Source organism: Enterobacter sp. RIT418, from assembly GCF_003057745.1.
Lineage (GTDB): Bacteria > Pseudomonadota > Gammaproteobacteria > Enterobacterales > Enterobacteriaceae > Enterobacter.
In genome coordinates this window covers 151,042-172,070 of the sequence record NZ_QBJD02000001.1, presented here as the reverse complement: position 1 = coordinate 172,070, position 21,029 = coordinate 151,042, and the positions used below count along the sequence as shown (strand labels likewise).

25 protein-coding genes are annotated in these 21,029 nt (G+C 58.9%); 10 read left to right on the top strand and 15 right to left on the bottom strand.

Features of this window, described 5'->3' with window-relative positions:
- Window positions 1-73: 73 nt before the first annotated feature.
- The 11 genes from flgL to flgB form a co-directional block, all read right to left on the bottom strand.
- Window positions 74-1,027 (bottom strand): flagellar hook-associated protein FlgL, encoded by a 954-nt coding sequence (flgL, locus tag DBY73_RS00845; protein WP_112009343.1) that lies wholly within the window; start codon window positions 1,025-1,027, stop codon window positions 74-76.
- A 14-nt stretch (window positions 1,028-1,041) separates the two neighbouring features.
- Window positions 1,042-2,682: a flagellar hook-associated protein FlgK gene (gene flgK, locus DBY73_RS00840; RefSeq protein ID WP_112009342.1), complete on the bottom strand. Its 1,641-nt coding sequence runs from the start codon at window positions 2,680-2,682 to the stop codon at window positions 1,042-1,044.
- A 75-nt stretch (window positions 2,683-2,757) separates the two neighbouring features.
- Window positions 2,758-3,711 (bottom strand): flagellar assembly peptidoglycan hydrolase FlgJ, encoded by a 954-nt coding sequence (gene flgJ / locus DBY73_RS00835; RefSeq protein ID WP_112009341.1) that lies wholly within the window; start codon window positions 3,709-3,711, stop codon window positions 2,758-2,760.
- Window positions 3,711-4,808, bottom strand: a complete 1,098-nt coding sequence (locus DBY73_RS00830; protein ID WP_112009340.1) for a flagellar basal body P-ring protein FlgI — start codon at window positions 4,806-4,808, stop codon at window positions 3,711-3,713. The genes flgJ and DBY73_RS00830 overlap by 1 nt, the downstream gene beginning before the upstream one ends.
- Before the next feature lie 12 nt (window positions 4,809-4,820).
- Window positions 4,821-5,519 carry a flagellar basal body L-ring protein FlgH gene (gene flgH, locus DBY73_RS00825; RefSeq protein ID WP_112009339.1) on the bottom strand — a complete coding sequence of 233 codons (699 nt, stop codon included), beginning with the start codon at window positions 5,517-5,519 and terminating at the stop codon, window positions 4,821-4,823.
- A 57-nt stretch (window positions 5,520-5,576) separates the two neighbouring features.
- Window positions 5,577-6,359: a flagellar basal-body rod protein FlgG gene (flgG, locus tag DBY73_RS00820; RefSeq protein WP_112009338.1), complete on the bottom strand. Its 783-nt coding sequence runs from the start codon at window positions 6,357-6,359 to the stop codon at window positions 5,577-5,579.
- 11 nt (window positions 6,360-6,370) lie between these two features.
- Window positions 6,371-7,126, bottom strand: a complete 756-nt coding sequence (locus DBY73_RS00815) for a flagellar basal body rod protein FlgF (protein ID WP_112009337.1) — start codon at window positions 7,124-7,126, stop codon at window positions 6,371-6,373.
- 20 nt (window positions 7,127-7,146) lie between these two features.
- Window positions 7,147-8,397, bottom strand: a complete 1,251-nt coding sequence (flgE, locus tag DBY73_RS00810) for a flagellar hook protein FlgE (RefSeq protein ID WP_112009336.1) — start codon at window positions 8,395-8,397, stop codon at window positions 7,147-7,149.
- A 26-nt stretch (window positions 8,398-8,423) separates the two neighbouring features.
- Window positions 8,424-9,134: a flagellar hook assembly protein FlgD gene (gene flgD, locus DBY73_RS00805; protein WP_112009335.1), complete on the bottom strand. Its 711-nt coding sequence runs from the start codon at window positions 9,132-9,134 to the stop codon at window positions 8,424-8,426.
- A gap of 11 nt (window positions 9,135-9,145) precedes the next feature.
- Window positions 9,146-9,550: a flagellar basal body rod protein FlgC gene (gene flgC / locus DBY73_RS00800; protein ID WP_025755830.1), complete on the bottom strand. Its 405-nt coding sequence runs from the start codon at window positions 9,548-9,550 to the stop codon at window positions 9,146-9,148.
- A gap of 3 nt (window positions 9,551-9,553) precedes the next feature.
- The gene (gene flgB, locus DBY73_RS00795; protein WP_112009334.1) at window positions 9,554-9,970 is read right to left on the bottom strand and encodes a flagellar basal body rod protein FlgB; all 417 of its coding nucleotides are present in this window, start codon (window positions 9,968-9,970) and stop codon (window positions 9,554-9,556) included.
- 157 nt (window positions 9,971-10,127) lie between these two features.
- On the opposite strand from flgB, the gene flgA reads away from it, so the two are divergent.
- The 3 genes from flgA to flgN all read left to right on the top strand — a co-directional run bounded on the left by flgA (window position 10,128) and on the right by flgN (window position 11,604).
- Window positions 10,128-10,787: a flagellar basal body P-ring formation chaperone FlgA gene (gene flgA, locus DBY73_RS00790; RefSeq protein ID WP_112009333.1), complete on the top strand. Its 660-nt coding sequence runs from the start codon at window positions 10,128-10,130 to the stop codon at window positions 10,785-10,787.
- A gap of 93 nt (window positions 10,788-10,880) precedes the next feature.
- Window positions 10,881-11,174 carry a flagellar biosynthesis anti-sigma factor FlgM gene (gene flgM / locus DBY73_RS00785; RefSeq protein ID WP_112009332.1) on the top strand — a complete coding sequence of 98 codons (294 nt, stop codon included), beginning with the start codon at window positions 10,881-10,883 and terminating at the stop codon, window positions 11,172-11,174.
- A 4-nt stretch (window positions 11,175-11,178) separates the two neighbouring features.
- Window positions 11,179-11,604: a flagella biosynthesis chaperone FlgN gene (gene flgN, locus DBY73_RS00780; RefSeq protein ID WP_112009331.1), complete on the top strand. Its 426-nt coding sequence runs from the start codon at window positions 11,179-11,181 to the stop codon at window positions 11,602-11,604.
- 57 nt (window positions 11,605-11,661) lie between these two features.
- On the opposite strand, the gene murJ is transcribed toward flgN, so the two are convergent.
- The 4 genes from murJ to rimJ form a co-directional block, all read right to left on the bottom strand.
- Window positions 11,662-13,197, bottom strand: coding sequence for a murein biosynthesis integral membrane protein MurJ (gene murJ / locus DBY73_RS00775; protein ID WP_112009604.1), 1,536 nt, complete (start codon window positions 13,195-13,197; stop codon window positions 11,662-11,664).
- Window positions 13,198-13,307: 110 nt separating this feature from the next.
- A complete protein-coding gene (locus tag DBY73_RS00770; protein ID WP_112009330.1) occupies window positions 13,308-14,231 on the bottom strand; it encodes a Gfo/Idh/MocA family oxidoreductase in 924 nt (307 codons plus the stop codon).
- A 2-nt stretch (window positions 14,232-14,233) separates the two neighbouring features.
- A complete protein-coding gene (locus DBY73_RS00765; RefSeq protein WP_112009329.1) occupies window positions 14,234-14,884 on the bottom strand; it encodes a YceH family protein in 651 nt (216 codons plus the stop codon).
- 9 nt (window positions 14,885-14,893) lie between these two features.
- Window positions 14,894-15,478: a ribosomal protein S5-alanine N-acetyltransferase gene (rimJ, locus tag DBY73_RS00760; protein ID WP_112009328.1), complete on the bottom strand. Its 585-nt coding sequence runs from the start codon at window positions 15,476-15,478 to the stop codon at window positions 14,894-14,896.
- 236 nt (window positions 15,479-15,714) lie between these two features.
- Between rimJ and mdtH the strand changes: the two genes are divergently transcribed.
- The 7 genes from mdtH to DBY73_RS00725 all read left to right on the top strand — a co-directional run bounded on the left by mdtH (window position 15,715) and on the right by DBY73_RS00725 (window position 21,029).
- Window positions 15,715-16,923 carry a multidrug efflux MFS transporter MdtH gene (mdtH, locus tag DBY73_RS00755; protein ID WP_112009327.1) on the top strand — a complete coding sequence of 403 codons (1,209 nt, stop codon included), beginning with the start codon at window positions 15,715-15,717 and terminating at the stop codon, window positions 16,921-16,923.
- Between the two features lie 123 nt (window positions 16,924-17,046).
- Window positions 17,047-17,607, top strand: coding sequence for a lipoprotein (locus tag DBY73_RS00750; RefSeq protein WP_112009326.1), 561 nt, complete (start codon window positions 17,047-17,049; stop codon window positions 17,605-17,607).
- Window positions 17,608-17,733: 126 nt separating this feature from the next.
- On the top strand, window positions 17,734-18,780 hold the full coding sequence (pyrC, locus tag DBY73_RS00745) for a dihydroorotase (RefSeq protein ID WP_112009325.1): 1,047 nt from the start codon (window positions 17,734-17,736) through the stop codon (window positions 18,778-18,780).
- A 73-nt stretch (window positions 18,781-18,853) separates the two neighbouring features.
- The gene (gene dinI / locus DBY73_RS00740; RefSeq protein WP_112009324.1) at window positions 18,854-19,099 is read left to right on the top strand and encodes a DNA damage-inducible protein I; all 246 of its coding nucleotides are present in this window, start codon (window positions 18,854-18,856) and stop codon (window positions 19,097-19,099) included.
- 270 nt (window positions 19,100-19,369) lie between these two features.
- Complete coding sequence (bssS, locus tag DBY73_RS00735; RefSeq protein ID WP_008500827.1) at window positions 19,370-19,624, top strand: biofilm formation regulator BssS; 255 nt, start codon at window positions 19,370-19,372, stop codon at window positions 19,622-19,624.
- Between the two features lie 116 nt (window positions 19,625-19,740).
- Window positions 19,741-20,856 carry an N-methyl-L-tryptophan oxidase gene (gene solA, locus DBY73_RS00730; RefSeq protein ID WP_112009603.1) on the top strand — a complete coding sequence of 372 codons (1,116 nt, stop codon included), beginning with the start codon at window positions 19,741-19,743 and terminating at the stop codon, window positions 20,854-20,856.
- A gap of 59 nt (window positions 20,857-20,915) precedes the next feature.
- Window positions 20,916-21,029, top strand: a complete 114-nt coding sequence (locus DBY73_RS00725) for a DUF2770 family protein (RefSeq protein WP_112009602.1) — start codon at window positions 20,916-20,918, stop codon at window positions 21,027-21,029.

Sequence of the window (21,029 nt, the reverse complement as noted above, 5' to 3'; positions counted from 1 at the left end):
TGCCCAATCCAGCGCACCGGATTGGGCAGACAAAACATGTCCAGTTTCAAGACATGTTCTAAGAGGTCAAACCTTATTTATTCAGCTGGAAAAGGGACATGCCCTGCATATCGCTGAACGCCTTATAGGATGCCTGCAGCGCCGCCTGCTGCATGGTGTAGGAAGAAATCGCCGCGTTCCAGTCGACTTCCACCAGGTCACTCATCTGCTGCGTTTGACCCAGCGCGCGGTCATCGCCCAGGGTGTCCAGCTTTTCCAGCTCGCTCATCTTGGTACCCACGTCAGCCACGACCGTCAGGACGTTGTTCTGCGCGTTCTTGATGCCGACCTGCGAGTTGGCGATAACCTGGCCCTGTGCAGCCGCGGCCGCCGGATCGTTTTCAATCGGCGTTTTTAGCGAGGCAATCGCGCCGTCGAGGATCTTGAACATGTTGGTTTCACCGTATCCGCCCCCGGGAAGCTCCTGCGCATTGCTGGTAATGCTGTCGAAAATTTGCGTGCCGGTATGGCTGATGGTCATGTTGCGCGCCGTATCCACCTGCTGGGTGATGGCCTCAGTGCCACCGCTGTAATCGCCCGTTGCGGCATCAAACGGCGCGCTTTCCGTCTTGTACCCGGCAAAAATATAGCGGCCGTTGCCGTCGGTGGTGTTTGCCAGGTTCATCAGCTGATCGCGAAGGCCCTGGAGGTCGGTTGCCAGCGAAAGACGATCGTCATCGCTGAGCGTACCGTTTGCGGCGTAGACGAGCTTTTCGCGCACGCCTGAGAGCGCCGTATCAACCTGAGATAACACGTTATCTTCCAGCGATACCTTTTGGGTCGCAAAGGTACGCGCCAGCGCAAACTGGCTGTTCTGCGACTGAGACTGCGACAGCACGATAGCCTGCGACGCCGCGATCGGGTCGTCCGACGGGCGGTTCACGCGTTTGCCGGTGGACATTTGTTCACCGTAGCTCAGCCACCTGCTCTGGGAATCGGTGATCCCCCGCATGTTCTGCTCGTACATCATCTGGGTGCTAATACGCATGGTTCACCTCACCCTTAGCGAATATTGATAATTGCGTCGAAAAGCGTGCTGGCCGTCTGCAGCACCTGCGCGTTGGCGAGGTAATACTGCTGATAGCGCTGCAGGTTGCCATACTCCTCGTCCAGGTTAACCCCGGAGATGGACTGCTGCTGCTTCGTCAGCTGAACGACCACGTTAGCCTTCGTTTCGGTGCTCGACTTCAGCGTCGCGGTGGTGCTGCCCACGGTGCTGACCAGTGAGGCATAGGCATCGTTGAAGGTTTTATTGCCGCCGACGACCTTGCTGTTTTGCAGATCCAGCATTTTCTGGCCGTTGCGGTTGTCGCTCTCACCGCCGTTGTCCGCCTGCGCCATCGCCAGCTTTGACTCATCGCTTATCGCCAGGTCCATGTTCATAATGACGTCAGAAACCGGCTTCACGATAAAGCTGTCCTTCGCGCTGGCCGCGCCGCTCACGTTAACGTTCAGGCCGTCAAAGGAGAGGTTGCCGCTCGCGTCCGGGCTCAGGGTGAAGCTGGTCTTATCCGCGGTGCGGGTCACGGTCCAGTCGGTGCCGTTGAACTGCAGCTTGTAGTCCGTCGCCTGCACCCTGGTGCTGTCTGCCACCGAGGCGGTAACGGACGCCGTGCCGCTGTTTTTGCTGTTGCTCAGCACCGCCGGGGAGCCGAAGTCAAACAGCTTGCCGCCCGCGTCGCCGTTGGCATCAAAACCGGCCTGATGCTGCTTGTTCATCGCGTCTGCGAAGGCCAGCGCCATCTGGTTCAGGCTGTTGCGCGCCTTGTCCAGGTCTTCATTGCGAAACGTTAATAGCCCGCCTAACGAACCGGTGGTAATCAGCTTCTCGGGCACTTCCACGTTTCCGGCCACGTCATCCACGTAAGCAATGGTGGTGCGCCCGGGATCCGCGCTCGATTTCACCGCCGCCAGCTGGTTCGCTTTGCCGCCCTGCACCAGGCTGTAGCCGTTGCCGAAGGAGACGTTGTAGGTGCCGCTGTCCTGCACGGAGACTTCTACGCCGACAATCTTGTTCAGCTCGGTCACCAGCTGGTCGCGCTGGTCGAGCAGCTCGTTTGGCGATGCGCCCGCGCCGACGCCAGTGAGGCGTGAAATCTGATCGTTCAGGTTGGCGATCTGTTTGGCGTAGTTATTGATCTGATCGACGCTGGTCGAAATCGCGGTATTCACCTGCGCATCCTGCTCGCGCAGGTACTGGTCGTTGGTTTTGAACTGATTGACCAGGCCATCCGCTTTGCCCAGCACCGTCTGGCGCGCCGCCGGATCTTCTGCGTTGCTGACCAGCGTTTGCAGGCTTTTAAAAAAATCCTGCAGGGTGGTGGAGAGCGAATTGGTGGTATCAGAGAGCACGTCGTCAATTTTCGACATCTGCTGATAGCGCGTGGTCAGGCCGCTGCTCTGGGTCTGGGCCGCGCGCAGCTGGTTGGTGATGAACGCATCATACTCACGCTGAACACCTGAAACGTAAACCCCGTTACCCACCCAGCCGCCGCCGGTCAACGTGCTGTTGGATGCACCCAGAACGGTGGACTGGCGGGTGTAACCCGCCACGTTATAGCTTGAAATATTATTACTGACGGTATTAAGTGCCGCCTGGGCAGCACTGAGGCCACTCATGGCGCTGTTAATCAAACCGGACATGGGAGTTCCTTTTATACATTCAGACACGAGTCCTGATGAAGGTTATCGGCAGCCTCCATCGGGACTTGAGAGCTTTCAGAACAGTTTTTCGAGATCGGTGCTGTAGGCTTTGCTGACCTTCTCGCCCATCGCTTTAAGCTGCTGAATCATGCTGGTGAGCTTGCGCGCGTAGTTGGGATCGGTCGCGTAACCGGCGTTTTGCAACGCCTGCGCGCCCTGCTCCGGCGTCGCGGCCTGCGTGACGGCGGCGTAGCGCGGGTTGCGGCTCAACACCCCCACGTAATCGGACAGCGCTTCCAGATACGAGCTGTACACGCGGAATTTGGCCTTCACCTTCACCGCCGCGCCGTTCTCATATTCCGTGGTGGTGATTTCCGTCGTCGGCCCTTTCCAGCTGGAGGTGGCCTTAACGCCAAAGATGTTGAAGCTCGGATCGCCGTTTTCACGGCGGATCTGCCGCTGGCCCCAGCCCGACTCCAGCGCGGCCTGCGCCAGTATCAGGTGGTGAGGCACGCCGCTCTGCTCGCTCGCCAGGCGCGCGGGCAGCGACAGCTGTGCCAGGAAGTCTTTGCTGTCGCCGGAGAGCGGCTCGTCGCTGGTCGCGGCGGGTTTCGGCATCGCTTTACGCACCATCTGGGTCAGCGCCTGATTCTGATAGCGGGTCACCGTTTCCAGTGAAAACTTCATCGGCACCTGCTGCTGCTCGCCGTCCGGCTGTACGCCCTGCGCCGCTTCGGTCTGTTTGACAATCATGTCGGCCAGACCGAGTCCTTTTCCGGCGGTCATCTGCTGCGCAATCTGTTGGTCATACAGGCTGGTGTAAAGCCGCGTGGAGTCGCTGCTGAAAATGCCGTCCTTCGGCAGCGCCTCACGCATGCTTTTCAGCATCATCTGCACGAACATCCCCTCCACCTGGCGGGCTACCGGGCGGATATTTCCGGCCGGATCTTTACCCGCTTTGGATTTCAGCTCGTTGAGCGACTGGGCGTCCCAGGCCGCGCTGGTCAACAGCTTGCTATCGGTCAGCATCAGATGATTTCCAGCTTAGCGCGCAGGCAGCCCGCGCTTTGCATCGACTGCAGAATGGACATCAGGTCCATCGGCGTGGCGCCCAGCGCGTTCAGAGCGCGGACGACGCTGTTAAGGTTGGCGCTGGAGCGCACGCTCTGCAGCGAGCCGCCGCTCTGGCGCAGGTCAATCTGCGTTTGCGGCGTCACCACCGTCTGCCCGCCGCCAAACGGCGTATCCGGCTGGCTCACGTTCGCGCTGCGGTTGACCGTCACGGAGAGGTTACCCTGCGCCACGGCGCAGCTGTCCAGCGTTACCTCGCGGTTCATTACCACCGATCCGGTACGGGAGTTAATAATGACCTTCGCGTCCTGAAGCGGCACGTTGACTTCCATATTCTGGATATCCGCCAGCATGCGCACCTGATTGCTGCTGCCCGTCGAGGTGCGGATCTGCACCGTGCGGGCATCCAGCGCGGTGGCGCTGCCGTAGCCGCGGCTGCGGTTGATGGTGTCCGCAATCTGCTGCGCCATCGTAAAGTCTTCGTTGTTCAGCTGCAGGTTGATGGTGTTCCCGGCGCCAAACTGCGTCGGCAGCTCGCGCTCGATGATCGCCCCGTTGGTAATACGCCCGCCGTTCAGCTGGTTAACCTGCACGCTGCTGCCGCCCGCAGAAGCGCCCGCGCCGCCGACCAGGATGTTGCCCTGCGCCAGCGCGTAAACCTGGCTGTCGACGCCTTTCAGCGGCGTCATTAGCAGCGTTCCGCCGCGCAGGCTTTTGGCGTTACCCATCGAGGAAACCACCACGTCGATGGTTTGCCCCTGGCGCGCGAAGGCCGGGAAGGAGGCGGTGACCATCACCGCCGCCACGTTTTTCAGCTGCATGTTGGTGCCCGTCGGTACGGTGATACCGAGCTGGGAGAGCATGTTGTTCAGGCTTTGCGTGGTGAACGGCGTTTGGGTCGTCTGGTCACCCGTACCGTCCAGCCCCACGACCAGGCCGTAGCCGATCAGGGAGTTTTCACGCACGCCCTGCACGCTGGTGAGATCGCGTATGCGGTCGGCCTGGGCAAACGTTGCCACCAGGGCCAGCGCCACGGCGAAGAGGGATTTAAACATGGGTCACCTCGCTTACATCGGCGATAAGTTAAGGAAGAAGCGCTGCAGCCAGCCCATATTTTGCGCTTCGTTGATGTAGCCGTTGCCGACATACTCAATGCGCGCATCCGCCACCTGCGTGGACGGTACGGTGTTGCTGCCGCTGATGGTGCGCGGGTTCACCACGCCGGAGAAGCGGATAAACTCCGTTCCCTGGTTGATGGCGATCTGTTTTTCACCCACGACGTGCAGGTTGCCGTTCACCAGCACCTGGTCAACCGTCACCGTCAGCGTTCCGCTGAAGGTATTGCTGGCGTTCGCGCCGCCTTTGCCGTTAAAGGTGTTGCCGCCAGAGGCTTCCACATCGGCACGCGCATTGCCAAACAGGCCCTGCAGATAGCGCGGTACGGTGTCGAAACCGAAATTGGTTTTGCCATCGCGGCTGGCGTTCGCGGACGAGCTTTTGCTCGCGCTGACGTTTTCCTGCAACACAATGGTCAAGGTATCGCCGATATTACGCGGACGGCGATCTTCAAACAGCGGCTGATAGCCGTAGTTAATCGGCTGCGCGGTCTGGAAAATAGAGCCGTTTACCACCGGCGCGGGGCCAGGGACGGGTTGGGCGGTTGTCGCACCCTGCACCAACGGTTTAGAGGGTATCCAGGCACATCCGCTGAGGGAGACGGCCAGAACAGTCAGTATCGGATAACGAAACGCCGCGTTTTTTTGCATTGCCTTCATCTTCGAAAACAGGGAGCCGACGCGGCGTTCACCGCGCCGGACCGCCCTTTAGAGTTGCGTCAGTTTTTGCAGCATCTGGTCGGTCGTCGACACTGCTTTACTGTTAATTTCATACGCGCGCTGAACCTGGATCATATTGACCAGCTCTTCCGCCACGTTCACGTTAGAGGTTTCAACATAGCCCTGGTACAGCAGGCCCGCGCCGTTCAAGCCGGGGGTACTTTCATTTGGCGTACCGGAGGATTGCGTTTCGGTGTAGAGGTTCTCACCAATGCTTTCCAGGCCGGTATCGTTCATGAAGGTGGTGAGGTTCAGCTGTCCAACCTGAACCGGCGCCGCCTGCCCCTGCTGGGTCACGCTCACGATGCCGTCGCGACCGATGGTAATGGTCAGGGCGTTCGCCGGGATGGTGATGGCAGGCTGCACCTGGAAACCGCCCGCCGTCACCAGCTGGCCGTTTTGATCCACCTGGAAGGAGCCGTCGCGGGTGTAGGCAGAGGTGCCGTCAGGCAGCTGCACCTGGAAGAAGCCCTGCCCCTTGATCGCCACGTCCTTGCTGTTGTTGGTCTGAGACAGGTTGCCCTGGCTGTGCAGACGCTCGGTCGCCACCGGGCGCACGCCGGTACCAATCTGTAGGCCAGACGGCAGCGTGGTTTGCTCGGAAGACTGAGCGCCCGGCTGGCGAATGGTTTGATAAAGCAAATCTTCGAATACCGCACGCTGACGCTTAAACCCGTTGGTGCTGACGTTTGCCAGGTTGTTGGCAATCACGTCCATGTTGGTTTGCTGCGCGTCCAGGCCGGTTTTCGCGATCCATAAAGAGCTGATCATAAGTAGTCCTGTTAACCCATAGCCAGAAGTTGGTTGGCTTTGCTTTCGTTTTCGTCCACGCCGCTAATCACCTTCATCTGCATTTCGAAACGGCGGGCGCTGGCGATCATGTCGCTCATGGCCGCGACCGGCTTGACGTTGCTGCCTTCCAGCACGCCGGACATCACGCGGATGGTCGGATCGGCCTGAAGGATCGGACCTCGCGCGGCCTGCGCCGCAGGGGTCAGACGGAACATGCCGTCATCACCGCGCAGCACGTCCCGACCTTCCGCCTTCACCAGCTTGAGCCGACCAACCGGGGCGACGGTATTCGCCGGATCGCCGGGGTTCAGCGCCGAGATTGTCCCGTCCGCCGCGATGGTCAGCTCTGAGCCTTCCGGCACGGTGAGCGGCCCCGCTTCACCCATCACCGGGTGCCCCTGAATGGTCAATTGCCCGGTCGCGCTGACCTGGATGTTACCGTTGCGGGTGTAGCCTTCGCTGCCGTCCGCGGTCTGCACCGCCAGCCAGCCGTCCTGCTGAAGCGCCACGTCCAGCGGGCGCGAGGTGTAATCCATCTGGCCCGGCGTCATGTCTGCGCCCGGCGTAGAGGCCGTTACCAGCGTACGCGTCGGAAGCGAAAGCCCTTCAACCGGCACCGCGCGCAGCGCATTGAGCTGCGCGCGAAAGCCGGGGGTAGAGGCGTTTGCCAGGTTGCTGGCGGTAACGGCCTGCTGATTGAGCGTCTGGCTTGCCGCGCCCATCGCCGTGTATATTGCGTGATCCATAGCGCTATCCCGTCAGCCTGTTAACGCAGGTTAACCAGCGTGTTGAGGATCTGGTCCTGGGTTTTGATGGTCTGCGCGTTGGACTGGTAGTTACGCTGCGCGACGATCATGTTGACCAGCTCTTTGCTCAGATCCACGTTGGAGGCTTCCAGCGCGCCGTTGGTCAGCTTGCCGAAGTTACCGGTGCCCGCGGTGCCCAGCAGCGCCACGCCGGAAGACTGGGTCGCAGACCAGACGTTATCGCCTTCGGACTGCAGGCCTTCGTTGTTGGCAAAGTTCGCCAGCACGATCTGCCCCAGCACCTGGGTCTGCTCGTTGGAGTAGTTACCAACCACGGTACCGTCGTCGTTGATCTGGTAGCTCACCAGGTCGCCCGGCTTGAAGCCGTTCTGGTTGGTGGCAACAATGTTGTTCGCGCCGGTGTTCTGCTGCATGGAGTTCTGGAAGCTCAGGGAGAACTGCGCAGGCGTCGCGCCGCTGATGGAACCGGTGGTGATATCGATAGCCGGGGTGGCGTTAGGCGTTGTGCTCAGCACGCCCGCGGCATTGTAGTTGTAAACGCCCGCCAGGTTGCCGTTGTTGTCGAAGCTCATCTGCGCCGCTTTCCTGGCGGCGGAACCCGCTACGCTGCCGTCCTGGGTGTAGAGATCCCACTTGTTGTCCGCCGTTTTAACGTAGTAGACGTACATGTTGTGGGCGTTACCCTGGCTGTCGAAGACGGTCACGGTCCCTTTTTTGTTGTAGGTGTCCGGGTTGGCCGCATCAAACGGATCGGTCTGCGCGGCGTCCGTGGAGTTCAGGTTGATCTGCTGCGTCGCCGTGGTGGTGGATTTCGCCGCCATCAGGGTGTTCGGGATGGTGATCGCCTGCGGGTTTGCGCCGGTCTGCACCGTTGGCGGCGTACCGGCAACCGGATAGCCGGTCAGCTGCATGCCCTGCATGTTCACCAGCGTGCGGTTTTCATCCAGCTTGAACTGGCCGTTACGGCTGTAGAACACGGAGCCGTTCGAATCCACCATGCGGAAGAAACCGTTCTGGCTGATCGCCACGTCCAGGCCGCGGCCGGTGTTGGTGGTGGTACCGTCGGTGAAGTCCTGGGTGATCCCGGCGACTTTAACGCCCAGGCCCACTTTGGAACCGGCAAACATGTCTGCGAAAGACGCCGTACCGGATTTGAAACCGTAGGTCGCGGAGTTGGCGATGTTGTTGCCAATGACGTCCAGGTTGGTGGCCGCAGCATTCAGGCCGCTGACCGCTTGAGAAAAGGCCATGACTTACTCCTGATAAGTGTTAAGGCTTAGATAATCTGCCGAACTTCGTCGAGCGTGGTGGTACCGGAAGTACCCAAATCCAGTTTGTTGCCGTCGCTGCCCTTAATGACGCCCTGCACCAGCGCGAACTGCAGCGGCTGCGCCACCAGCTGGGTGGCACCATTGCTGGCGTTGATCGCCACCTTGTAGGAACCATTCGGCGCCGTGGTGCCGTCCGTCAGGCTGCCATCCCAGGTGAAGGTATGAACGCCCGCCTTCAGCGCGCCGATCTCGATCGTGCGCACCACCGTGCCGTTGGCATCGGTGATGGTCGCCGTCACCTTGTCCGCCGGCTGCTGCAGCTCAACGCCAAACGGCGTGGTGGTGGTGGTGGTCGTACCGTCCGTGGTGCTGCTGCCCGCCAGAATGGTGGTGCCCGGGATCATCACGCCGTGCCCAATCAGGTTTGCGGCCTGCAGGGACTGGCTGTTGTCGATCTGGCCCGAGACGGAGCCGAGCGTGGTATTGAGCTTCTCGATGCCGCTGACGGTACTGATCTGCGCAAGCTGCGTGGTCAGTTCGTTGTTCTGCATCGGGTTGGTCGGGTCCTGGTTTTTGAGCTGCGCAACCAGCAGCGTCAGAAAGCTGCTCTGCAGATCGTTGGCGCTGCTTCCGGTGAGGGATTTGCTGCCGGAAGCGCTGCTCGCGCCACTGACGCCCGAGTTTGTGGGGTCATTAAGATTTACGGCGATGGACATGCTTGTCTCCTTTACTGGCCGAGAGTGAGCGTTTTGAGCATCATGCTCTTCACGGTATTGAGCACTTCGACGTTGGCCTGGTAGCTGCGCGAGGCGGACATGGAGTTCACCATTTCCCCCACGACGTCCACGTTTGGCATTTTCACGTAGCCGTTGGCGTCAGCAAGAGGATTGCCGGGCTCGTACACCAGCCTGTCGGGGGCCTGGCTTTCCACCACGTCAGCGACTTTTACGCCGCCCGTTGCCGCGCCCGGCGCAGCATCAACCTGAAAGACCACCTGCTTCGCGCGGTACGGCTGGCCGTCCGGCCCGGTGACGCTGTCGGCGTTCGCCAGGTTACTGGCCGCCACGTTCAGGCGTTTCGACTGCGCCGTGAGCGCCGAACCGGCGATATCAAAAATATTCAGCAAGGCCATTTATCAGTTGCCCCCCTGCAGGACGTTCATCATGCCTTTGATTTGCCCGCCGAGAACGGTCAGGCCCATCTGGTACTTGAGGCTGTTATCGGCGAACTGCGTGCGCTCCCGGTCCATGTCCACGGTGTTACCGTCGAGAGAGGGCTGGTCGGGAATGCGGTACAGTAAATCCGCCGCCGGTGTGGTCATCGCCTGAGCGGGAATATGGCGAGAAGAGGTCAGCGCAAGCGCTACGCCCGTCCCTTCAGCGCGCCCGCGCTCCATCACTTTTTTAAGCTCACTGGAAAAATCAATATCGCGCGCCTGAAACCCGGGGGTGTCCGCGTTCGCGATATTCGCGGCTAAAATCTCCTGCCGCTGGGCGCGCAAGTTGAGCGCTTCCTGCTGAAAACGTAGCGCGGCGTCGAGTTTATCGAGCATGTCTCCTCCGCTGATGGCAAAATTTCAGTTCACAGCTTAAATCTCAAGGCATCCCCCCTATCGAAGGAATAAGGGCAAAATGCGTCGCTATTTGTTGCGTTGATGCAAAACCACTGCAGGTAGAATTTGCTCAACTCAGGAAACGGTGGAACTTGCGATGCGGACGTTAAAACGAGGCCTGGCGGCGGCCTTGATGCTTTTAAGCCCCCTTGTGCAGGCTGACGATCTTAGTAGCCAGCTGACCGCGTTTTTTACGCAGCAGCTGGCAGGCTTTAGCGATGAAGTCGTGATTAACGTGCGCACGCCGCCCAACCTGCTTCCCTCCTGCGAAGCGCCGTCCTTTAGCGTGACCGGCAGCGCCCGCCTGTGGGGCAATGTGAACGTGCTGGCGCGCTGTCCCGGCGAGAAGCGCTATTTACAGGTTGCCGTTCAGGCGACGGGGAATTATGTTGTTGCCGCCCAGCCGATCGCGCGCGGCAGCGTGCTGCAGGCCAGCAGCGTAACGCTCAAGCGTGGCCGTCTGGATCAGCTTCCGCCAAAAACGATGCTGGACATCAGCCAGGCACAGGAAGCCGTGACCCTGCGCGACGTGGCGCCGGGCCAGCCGATTCAGCTCTTTATGCTGCGTCAGGCGTGGCGGGTGAAAGCCGGGCAGCGCGTGATGGTGGTGGCCAACGGCGACGGCTTTAGCATCAACAGTGAAGGCAAGGCGCTAAACAATGCTGCCGTGGCGCAAAACGCCCGCGTCAGGATGTCTTCCGGCCAGGTGGTGAGCGGCACCGTCGATACCGATGGGAATATTCTGATTAACCTATAATCTTTTTAAAGATTTCGCGGCGACTGCCGATAAATATTCAACGAATGATGAGAGCAGGCGCCATCGCCGCGAACCCTCGATGAGGACAACCCTATGAGCATTGATCGTACATCAGCCCTGAAGCCGGTTAGCACTGTACAACCTCGCGAAACAAGCGACGCGACGCCGCAGAAGACGCGTCTGGAAAAAACGTCGACGGCCAACAGCACCAGCGTCACCCTGAGCGATGCGCAGTCAAAACTGATGCAGCCAGGCGGCAGCGATATCAACATGGAACGTGTTGAAACGCTGAAAACCGCGATCCGCAACGGCGAACTGAAGATGGATACCAGCAAAATTGCTGATGCGCTGATTCAGGAAGCACAGAGTTTCTTACAGAGTAACTAACCGTATGAGTCGACTGTCAGAAATACTGGATCAGATGACGGTTGTCCTGAACGACCTGAAAACGGTAATGGACGCAGAGCAGCAGCATCTCTCCTCCGGTCAGATCAACGGCAGCGCGCTGCAGCGCATCACGGAAGATAAAAGCTCGCTGCTGGCGACGCTGGACTATCTGGAACAGCAGCGGCGCGCGGAGCAAGATTCGACGCGCAGCGCCAACGATGAGATCGTTGAGCGCTGGCAAACGATTACGGAAAAAACCCAGCATCTTCGCCATCTCAACCAGCACAACGGCTGGCTGCTGGAGGGACAGATCGAGCGTAATCAGCAGGCTCTGGAGGTGTTAAAGCCCCATAAAGAGCCCGGCCTGTACGGTGCGGATGGTCAAACATCGCCGTCGCGGCTGAACGGTGGAAAAAAGATTTCGATTTGACGCCTACGCGGCAGGTCATGCAGCGGGGAGCCCCCTTAGGGAGCTCCCCTTTTCTGTTTACGCCGTTCGGCGGGCAAACTCTTTCACTTTGAACCCCAGTATCGCCAGGGTCGCAAAGTACGCCACAACGCCCACCACCACTACGGCAAACAGACGCACGAGGCGGTAAGGCATCGTGCCGATGGACCAGTCCGGCATTACGTACAGCATGCCAACGAGCGCCGCCGACATCACTACCACGGCAATCACTAAACGCACCAGGAAACGCGTCCAGCCCGGCTGCGGCGTAAAGATATCCTGCTTGCGCAGCTGCCAGTAAAGCAGCGAAGCGTTGAGGCAGGCCCCCAGACCAATCGACAGCGACAGGCCGGCGTGCCTGAGCGGGCCGATAAACGCCAGGTTCATCAGCTGCGTCATTACCAGCGTGACGATGGCAATTTTGACCGGCGTTTTGATGTCCTGACGGGAGTAGAAGCCCGGCGCCAGCACCTTCACGACGATCAGCCCCATCAGCCCGACGGAATAGGCCACCAGCGCGCGCTGGGTCATCGCGGCATCGAACGCGGTAAATTTACCGTACTGGAACAGCGATACGGTCAGCGGCTTCGCCAGAATCCCCAGCGCCACCGCGCTCGGCAGCGCCAGCAGGAAGCAGAGGCGCAGCCCCCAGTCCATCAGGCGACAGTACTCGTCGTGGTTGCCGCTGGCGAAGCTTTTCGACAGCGACGGCAGCAGAATGGTGCCCAGCGCCACGCCCAGCACGCCGGACGGAAACTCCATCAGGCGGTCGGCGTAGTACATCCACGAGACCGAACCGGAGACGAGGAAAGAGGCGAAGATGGTGTTGATGATCAGTGAAATCTGGCTGACGGAGACGCCCAGAATCGCCGGGCCCATCTGCCTGATGACCCGCATCGCCCCGGCATCGCGGAAGCTAATGCGCGGCAGCACCAGCATGCCAATCTTTTTCAGGTGGGGGAGCTGATAGGCAAGCTGCAGCACGCCGCCGACGGTGACGGCCCAGGCCAGCGCCAGAATCGGCGGGTTGAAGTGCGGCGCGGCGAACAGCGCAAAGCCGATCATACTGACGTTCAGCAGCGTTGGCGCAAAGGCCGGTACGGAAAAGCGGTTCCAGGTATTGAGGATCGCCCCCACCAGCGAGGCCAGGGAAATCAGCAGAATATAGGGGAACGTAATGCGCAGAAGCTGCGAGGTCAGCGCGAATTTATCCGCGGTGTCGGCGAAGCCCGGCGCGGTGACCATGATCACCCACGGTGCGGCCAGCATCCCCAGCACGGTCACTACCGCCAGCGCCAGCGTCAGCAGCCCCGATACGTAGGAGACAAACACGCGGGTTGCCTCTTCGCCCTGCTTGCTTTTGTACTCCGCGAGGATCGGCACAAACGCCTGCGAGAATGCCCCTTCGGCAAAAATACGGCGCAGCAGATTCGGCAGCTTGAACGCCACGAAAAAGGCATCCGTTGCCATTCCGGCACCAAAAATCCTTGCCACAATCGCGTCTCGCGCAAAGCCAAGCACGCGAGAGAACATGGTCATCGAGCTGACGGCAGCCAGCGATTTTAATAAGTTCATTAACGTGAATTTCCACAACCACACGGCAAAACGCCTGCAGTGCAGGCGTTGAAGAAGCGCTTAGTCTACCCGGATTTTAACGAATTACTATCCGCAGATGTTACAGCGGGTTATTCACTCATGGCGTCGCGCCAGAGCTTTTCCACGACGCGCTGGGCCGCAATCGCCTGCTCTCCGGAGGTTTCCGGAACCGTCTGATTCTGCACGCAGGTGATAAAGTGGCGAGCGCAGCCCGCGAAGCCGCGCTGCTCCAGCGTGCTCTGCCAGCCGGGAACCGGAAGCGCTACGACGCCGCCGCCCTTCTCCTCCCGCCATTCGCGCATGTCGGTGACGTCATACAGCGCGCCGTCCGTCACCGCCTGAACGGATTCCCGCTGGCTGCCGGCGCGGCGGTGCATGCTGGTGGTAATCTGCACGTGGTCGGCCGCAAAATGGTGCTCGGCGTAGACCATTTGCCCTTCATCATTCGTCAGCAGCGTGCCGCTCTTGAGCGGCGCGCTGCCTCCTGCAAGCCACAGCGCCGTGTCCACCACGTGAAGGTAGTCGTCCAGCAGGGTGAAGCGCAGGTCGTTCGGCCCAACGCTGTCGGTACGGTGCTTATCCATGCGCAGGGATGCAAAACGCCCTGACTGCGCCTTCAGCTGCTGGTAGAGCGGCGCAAACCTGCGGTTAAAGCCGACCATCAGCGTCAAATTCTTACGTGCCGCCAGCTCGATCAGGCGTTCGGCGTCCTGCACGCTCTCCGCCAGCGGCTTGTCGACGCAGACGTGAACGCCCGCGTTCAATAGCTCGCTCACCACCTGAAAGTGCGTCGGCGTAGAGGTATGCACGAACACCGCGTCGCAGTCGCGGGCCAGATCCTGCAGCGAGTTCGCATACGGCATTCGCCAGGTTTCGCAGATCCGCTCCGCCTTCTCGCGCGTGGGCGACCATGCGCCCTGCAGCGTCCAGTCCGCCGCCGCGCCTAACACCGGAAGCCAGGCCTTTTGCGCAATGCCGCCTAGTCCGACTACACCTACCCGTAATTTTGCCACCGTTAATCTCCCAAATGTGCCAGCAACGCGTCCAGACGCTGCTTCAGACCGGCGACTTCGTTTTCCAGCGCGTCTACGCGCGCCGCCAGGCTAGCGTCACTCTCTTTACTATCGGCAATAAACGCGATCTCTGAAGCATCCGTTTCGTCGTTGAACAGATGGCGGTAGCGGCTTTCGCGCTTGCCGGGCTCGCGCGCAAGGCGCAGCACGTAGGGGCCATCCTCGCGGGAGGCCAGCCCTTCCAGCGTCGCCTCCACTTCCTGCACGTCACGAAACTCGTGCATGCGGGACGCGCGGGAGCGAAGTTCGCCCGGAGTCTGCGCGCCGCGCAGCAGCAGCGTGGCGACAATCGCCACTTCGGCGGGGCTCAGCTTCAGGTCGCCAAATTCCGAGTTGCAGAAGCGCTGCTCATATTTCGTCACGCGGTTACCGAACCCGCTGACGGTGCGAAGGTAATGGCGCTTTACCAGCGCGTCCAGAATGTCCTGCACGTCGTGCTCGCTCAGGTTCATGACCGGATCGCGGTTGGTCTTCTGGTTACAGGCCATCGTCACGGCGTTGACGGAGAGCGGATACTGCTCCGGCGTGGTGATCTGCTTTTCCAGCAGGCAGCCAATCACGCGGGCTTCTGTCCCGCTTAACTGATATTTCATCTTTTCTCCTTAGCGACCTGCGCTCCATTCCCGAGTGGTTAATGCCGTCAGCACGTGGTCGCGCCATTCCCCATCAATCAGCAGATAGTCTTTGGCGTAACCCTCTTTTTCAAAACCCAGACGCGCCAGCAGATCCCCGCTGCGCTTATTGTGCGGCATGTAATTCGCCATGATGCGGTGGATATGCTGGGTACGCTGCATATAGCGAATCGCCGCCGTCAGCGCCTCGAACATCAGCCCCTGCCCTTGCCACTTCTGGCCGATGGAATAGCCCAGATAACAGGCGTGAAAGGACCCGCGCACCACGTTAGAAAAATTGGCGATGCCGAGGATCTCTTTTTCGTCAGGATCCAGCAGCGCAAAATAGAAGGCGCTGCCCTGCTTATGAAATTCGGCGATCATGCTGAGGCGCGCCTGCCAGCCGGAGGGGTAGCAGTGGCTTTCATCCCGAACGGGTTCCCAGGGCTTCAAAAACTGGCGATTCTCGGCGTAATAATCCGCCAGCCGCCAGGCATCACGCTCGTGCACCAGACGGACAACCAGCCTGTCCGTCGTCAGACGCACTTTTGGCACATTGCTGCGATAGCCAAACATCGATACCACTCCTTCCCGTCACGTCGACTCTACCCATTATCTTTACTATACCTGTGCCTGAGCCTTCTGTGAAAACAGTGACATACCATTTTCACCTGTTTTCACATTTTTCGATGAGAACTCTCTATCAAAGCACTCTTTTGATAAAAAAATATTGTCGCCGACGGGGGTGGGAAAAGGCGTGGCAACGCCGCAGAATATTAGCGTGCTCACCGTCTCTTTTCCCTGGAGGGGAAATGTCCCGCGTATCGCAGGCCAGGAACCTGGGTAAATACTTCCTTCTCGTCGATAACATGCTGGTCGTGCTCGGCTTTTTTGTCGTTTTTCCGCTTATCTCGATTCGCTTTGTCGATCAGATGGGCTGGGCGGCACTCGTGGTTGGCATTGCGCTGGGGCTACGCCAGCTCGTCCAGCAGGGGCTGGGCGTATTTGGGGGCGCCATCGCCGATCGCTTTGGCGCCAAGCCGATGATCGTCACCGGCATGCTGCTGCGGGCCGCGGGGTTTGCCACCATGGCGATTGCCCACGAGCCCTGGCTGCTGTGGTTCTCCTGCTTCCTTTCAGGCATTGGCGGCACGCTGTTTGACCCGCCGCGCACCGCGCTGGTGGTGAAGCTGATTCGCCCCCAGCATCGCGGCCGCTTTTTCTCCCTTTTGATGATGCAGGACAGCGCCGGGGCGGTGATTGGCGCCCTGCTCGGCAGCTGGCTGCTGCAATACGACTTTCGTCTGGTCTGCGCCACCGGGGCCGTGCTCTTTATTCTGTGTGCGCTGTTTAACGGGCTCTATTTGCCCGCGTGGAAGCTGTCGACGGTAAAAACACCCGTCCGTGAAGGCCTTGGGCGCGTGCTGAGCGACAGGCGCTTCGTGACCTATGTCCTGACGCTGACGGGCTACTACATGCTGGCGGTACAGGTGATGCTGATGCTGCCGATCATGGTCAACGACATTGCGGGCACGCCCGCCGCGGTGAAGTGGATGTACGCCATAGAGGCGTGCCTGTCGCTCACGCTGCTCTACCCTATCGCCCGCTGGAGCGAGCGGCGCTTTCGTCTTGAGCACCGCCTGATGGCTGGCCTGCTGCTGATGACAGTGAGCATGATGCCGATTGGCCTTGTCGGCTCGCTGCAGCAGCTGTTTACCCTGATTTGCACGTTCTACATTGGCTCTATCATCGCCGAACCGGCGCGCGAAACGCTGGGCGCTTCGCTTGCCGACGCCCGCGCCCGGGGCAGCTACATGGGCTTTAGCCGTCTGGGCCTGGCCTTCGGCGGCGCGCTGGGCTACGCCGGGGGAGGCTGGCTGTTTGACGCAGGAAAAGCGTTAAGCCAGCCGGAGCTGCCGTGGATGATGCTGGGCGTTGTCGGGTTTATCACGCTCTTTGCCCTGTGGTGGCAGTTTAGCCAAAAGCGCAGCGCCAGCGGCATGCTGGAGCCTGGCGCCTGATTTCTCCCTACGGCGGGAACCCTTTCCGCCGTCACAATCAGTTTTTTCTGCTGGTTTCCGCCAATTCAGGCTGACATACTGACGCGACAGGACAGAAGCGCCGATTTTATGTTGAGGAACGCCATGAAGAAAATCGTCATTGCCGCTGCGCTCGTCGTTAGCGGCCTGCTGGTGGGATGTAACCAGCTTACGCAGTACACCGTCAGCGAGCAGGAAATTAATCAGGCGCTTGAAAAACGCAATAACTTCTCGAAGGACATCGGCGTGCCGGGGCTTGCCGACGCCCATATCGTGCTTAGCAACCTGACCAGCCAGATTGGCCGCGAGGAGCCGAACAAGGTCACCCTTTCCGGCGATGCGAATCTGGATATGACCTCGCTGTTCGGCAATCAGAAAGCAAACATTAAGCTGAAGCTCAAGGCGCTGCCGGTATTCAATAAAGAGAAAGGCGCGATCTATCTGCAGGAGATGGAAGTGGTTGACGCCGTCGTGACGCCGGACAAAATGAAGCCGGTGCTCCAGACCCTGATGCCCTATCTCAACCAGTCGCTGCAAAACTACTTTAACCAGCAGCCCGCTTACGTCCTGAGCGAGGACAACAGCAAGGGCGAGGCGCTGGCGAAAAAGTATGCCAAGGGAATCGAGGTGAAGCCGGGAGAAATCATTATTCCCTTCACCGATTAACCCAGGGGGCGCACGAGCGCCCTTTTTTTTACGGAAACAAGTGCAAACGAAAACGTTTCCGCTTATGATTTGTGTCCGGCAAAAACAGCCATCCTAATGACTGATTCCACTCAAGCCGGAGCTTCCATGACTGCACAATCCCAGGTTCTTAAAATCCGCCGCCCTGACGACTGGCATATCCATCTGCGCGATGGTGACATGCTGAAAACCGTCGTGCCGTATACCAGCGAACATTATGGCCGCGCGATTGTTATGCCAAACCTGGTCCCGCCAGTCACCACCGTCGAGGCCGCTATCGCCTATCGTCAGCGTATTCTGGATGCCGTTCCCGCCGGGCACGATTTTACTCCGCTGATGACCTGCTACCTGACCGATTCGCTCGACCCAAACGAAGTTGAGCGCGGATTCAACGAGGGCGTATTTACCGCCGCCAAGCTCTATCCGGCGAATGCCACCACCAACTCCAGCCACGGCGTGACCAGCATCGATGCCATCATGCCGGTGCTGGAAAGAATGCAAAAGCTGGGGATGCCGCTGCTGGTGCATGGTGAAGTGACGCACGCGGAAATTGATATCTTCGACCGCGAAGCCCGCTTTATCGATACCGTGATGGAGCCGCTGCGCCAGCGTCTTCCCGCGCTGAAGGTGGTCTTTGAACACATCACCACCAAAGACGCGGCCGAATACGTGCGCGACGGCAATGAGCTGATCGCCGCCACCATCACCCCTCAGCACCTGATGTTTAACCGCAACCATATGCTGGTCGGCGGCGTGCGCCCTCACCTGTACTGCCTGCCCATTCTGAAGCGCAACATTCACCAGCAGGCGCTGCGCGAGCTGGTTGCCAGCGGCTTCTCTCGCGCGTTTTTGGGTACGGACTCCGCGCCGCACGCGCGCCATCGCAAAGAGGCAAGCTGCGGCTGCGCGGGCTGCTTTAACGCCCCTACGGCGCTGGCGAGCTATGCCACGGTGTTTGAAGAGATGGATGCCCTGCAGCATTTTGAAGCGTTTTGCTCCCTCAACGGCCCGCGCTTCTACGGCCTGCCGGTCAACGAAACCTTCGTCGAGCTGGAGCGTAAAGAGAGCCAGGTCGAGGCGTCTATTCCGCTGACCGACGACACGCTCATCCCGTTCCTGGCGGGAGAAACGGTCGCCTGGACGGTAAAACGCTAAAAAACAGTGCCCCTTGTTGTCAAATCGATAATTTACCTGTATAAATAAACAGTATATTACACAGGGGGCATTTATGCGTATTGAAGTCACCATTGCCAAAACAACCGTTCTGCCTGCTGGCGCGCTGGATGCGCTGGCGGGTGAATTATCCCGTCGTATTAACAACACATTTCCAGAAAATGCCGGTGCCGTGACGGTGCGCTACGCATCGGCTAATAATCTTTCCGTTATCGGTGCGGCAAAAGAAGATAAAGATCGTATAAGCGACATTCTTCAGGAGGCCTGGGAAAGCGCCGACGACTGGTTCATCACGGATTAACTCTTGCTCCCTCATTGTGTTTTTTTTGCCGGGTCGCCCCGGCTTTTTTTTGCACTACGAAAGTTCAAATTAATTCGGCATCTTCTTTAAAAAGCGTGAACAAGACGGTGTTTTATTGTTTGAAAATTCCTAAAAAGCAGAAAAATGTGTTGCCGGGTCTTTATTTTTGCCTTCATAACCCTTATTTATTGATATACTGAAGATGCTTTCAGAAAAACATGCATTGAACCTCAAAGCCGTTGTCTTCTAACACGCAATTAGGGGGTTATAATGGAAAAGAATAGTGAAGTCATCCAGACCCATCCGCTCGTTGGCTGGGATATCAGCACCGTAGACAGCTACGATGCGCTGATGCTGCGTTTGCACTACCAGACCCCGAATCAACTCAACCGTGAAGAAGCGGAAGTTGGACAGACGCTGTGGCTTACAACAGACGTCGCGCGCCAGTTTATTTCTATTTTAGAAGCAGGTATCGCAAAAATAGAATCTGGCGACTACCAGGAAAATGAGTATAAACGGCATTAAGTTCATGCCTACATGTCGCTCAACAGGCACCCTCAGGGTGCCTTATTTATTTCTCCCTTGTATACGCTGCCGATGTTAATTACTCTGCTAACAAAGCGTGACAGGAAGAGATGCAGATGAAATATGACTTAATCATTATTGGCAGCGGTTCCGTAGGCTCCGCGGCCGGTTATTACGCCACACGGGCGGGTCTTAAGGTCCTGATGATCGATGCCCACCTCCCTCCCCATTCCGAAGGAAGCCACCACGGCGATACGCGCCTCATTCGCCACGCTTACGGCGAAGGGGAACGCTACGTTCCGCTGGTGCTCCGCGCGCAGGCGCTGTGGGACGAGCTGGCGACGCTGACCGAAGAGCGCATATTTGAACGTACAGGCGTCATCAACCTTGGCCCGGCAAACTCCGAATTTCTCTCGACGGTCGAGCAAAGCGCGAAAGCCTTCGCGCTGGACGTTGAGCGAATGGATGCCGTAGCCGTCATGCAGCGCTGGCCGGAAATCACCGTTCCGGATGATTACATCGGGCTGTTCGAAGCCAACTCGGGCGTACTGCACTGTGAAACGGCGATCAAAACCTGGGTGGCGTTAGCGGAAAAAGCGGGCTGCGCGCAGCTGTTTAATTGCCCCGTGAGCGGCATCGCCCATCATGCCGACGGCGTTACCGTGACCACGCCTGAAGGAGAGTTTTCCGGATCGCGCCTGCTGATTAGCGCGGGAACGTGGATAACGAAACTGCTGCCGGACCTGCCCCTCCAGCCGGTGCGCAAGGTCTTCTCGTGGTTCCAGTCCGACGGGCGCTACAGCAGCCAGAATAAATTCCCGGCCTTTACCGGCGAACTGCCGAACGGCGATCAGTTCTACGGCTTCCCGTCGGAAAAAGATGCCCTGAAAATCGGCAAGCACAACGGCGGACAGGTCATTACGTCGCCGGAAGAGCGTAAGCCGTACGGCGCCTATCCTCAGGACGGTTCAGAGGCCTTTACTTTCCTGCGCAACATTCTGCCGGGTGTGGGCGGGCTTCTCTACGGCGCGGCCTGCACCTATGACAATACGCCGGACGAAGACTTTATCATCGACACGCTGCCGGACCATGAGAATACGCTGATCGTGACCGGCCTTAGCGGTCACGGATTCAAGTTTGCCTCAGTGCTGGGCGAAATCGCCGCGCAGTTTGCCGTGGGCAAAGCATCTGAGTTTGATCTCAGCCCGTTCTCTCTGTCCCGTTTTGGCTGATAATACGTACCGGGCTCCGCAAATGCGGGGCCTGTTACTTCACTGAAATGGTGAAATTCATGCGTAAAGTTGTCGGTTTTATCATCAATAACATTCGTGAGCACCTGATGCTCTATATTTTATTATGGTCCCTGCTGGCCATCATCGACGTTATTTATATTCTTTTTTATTAA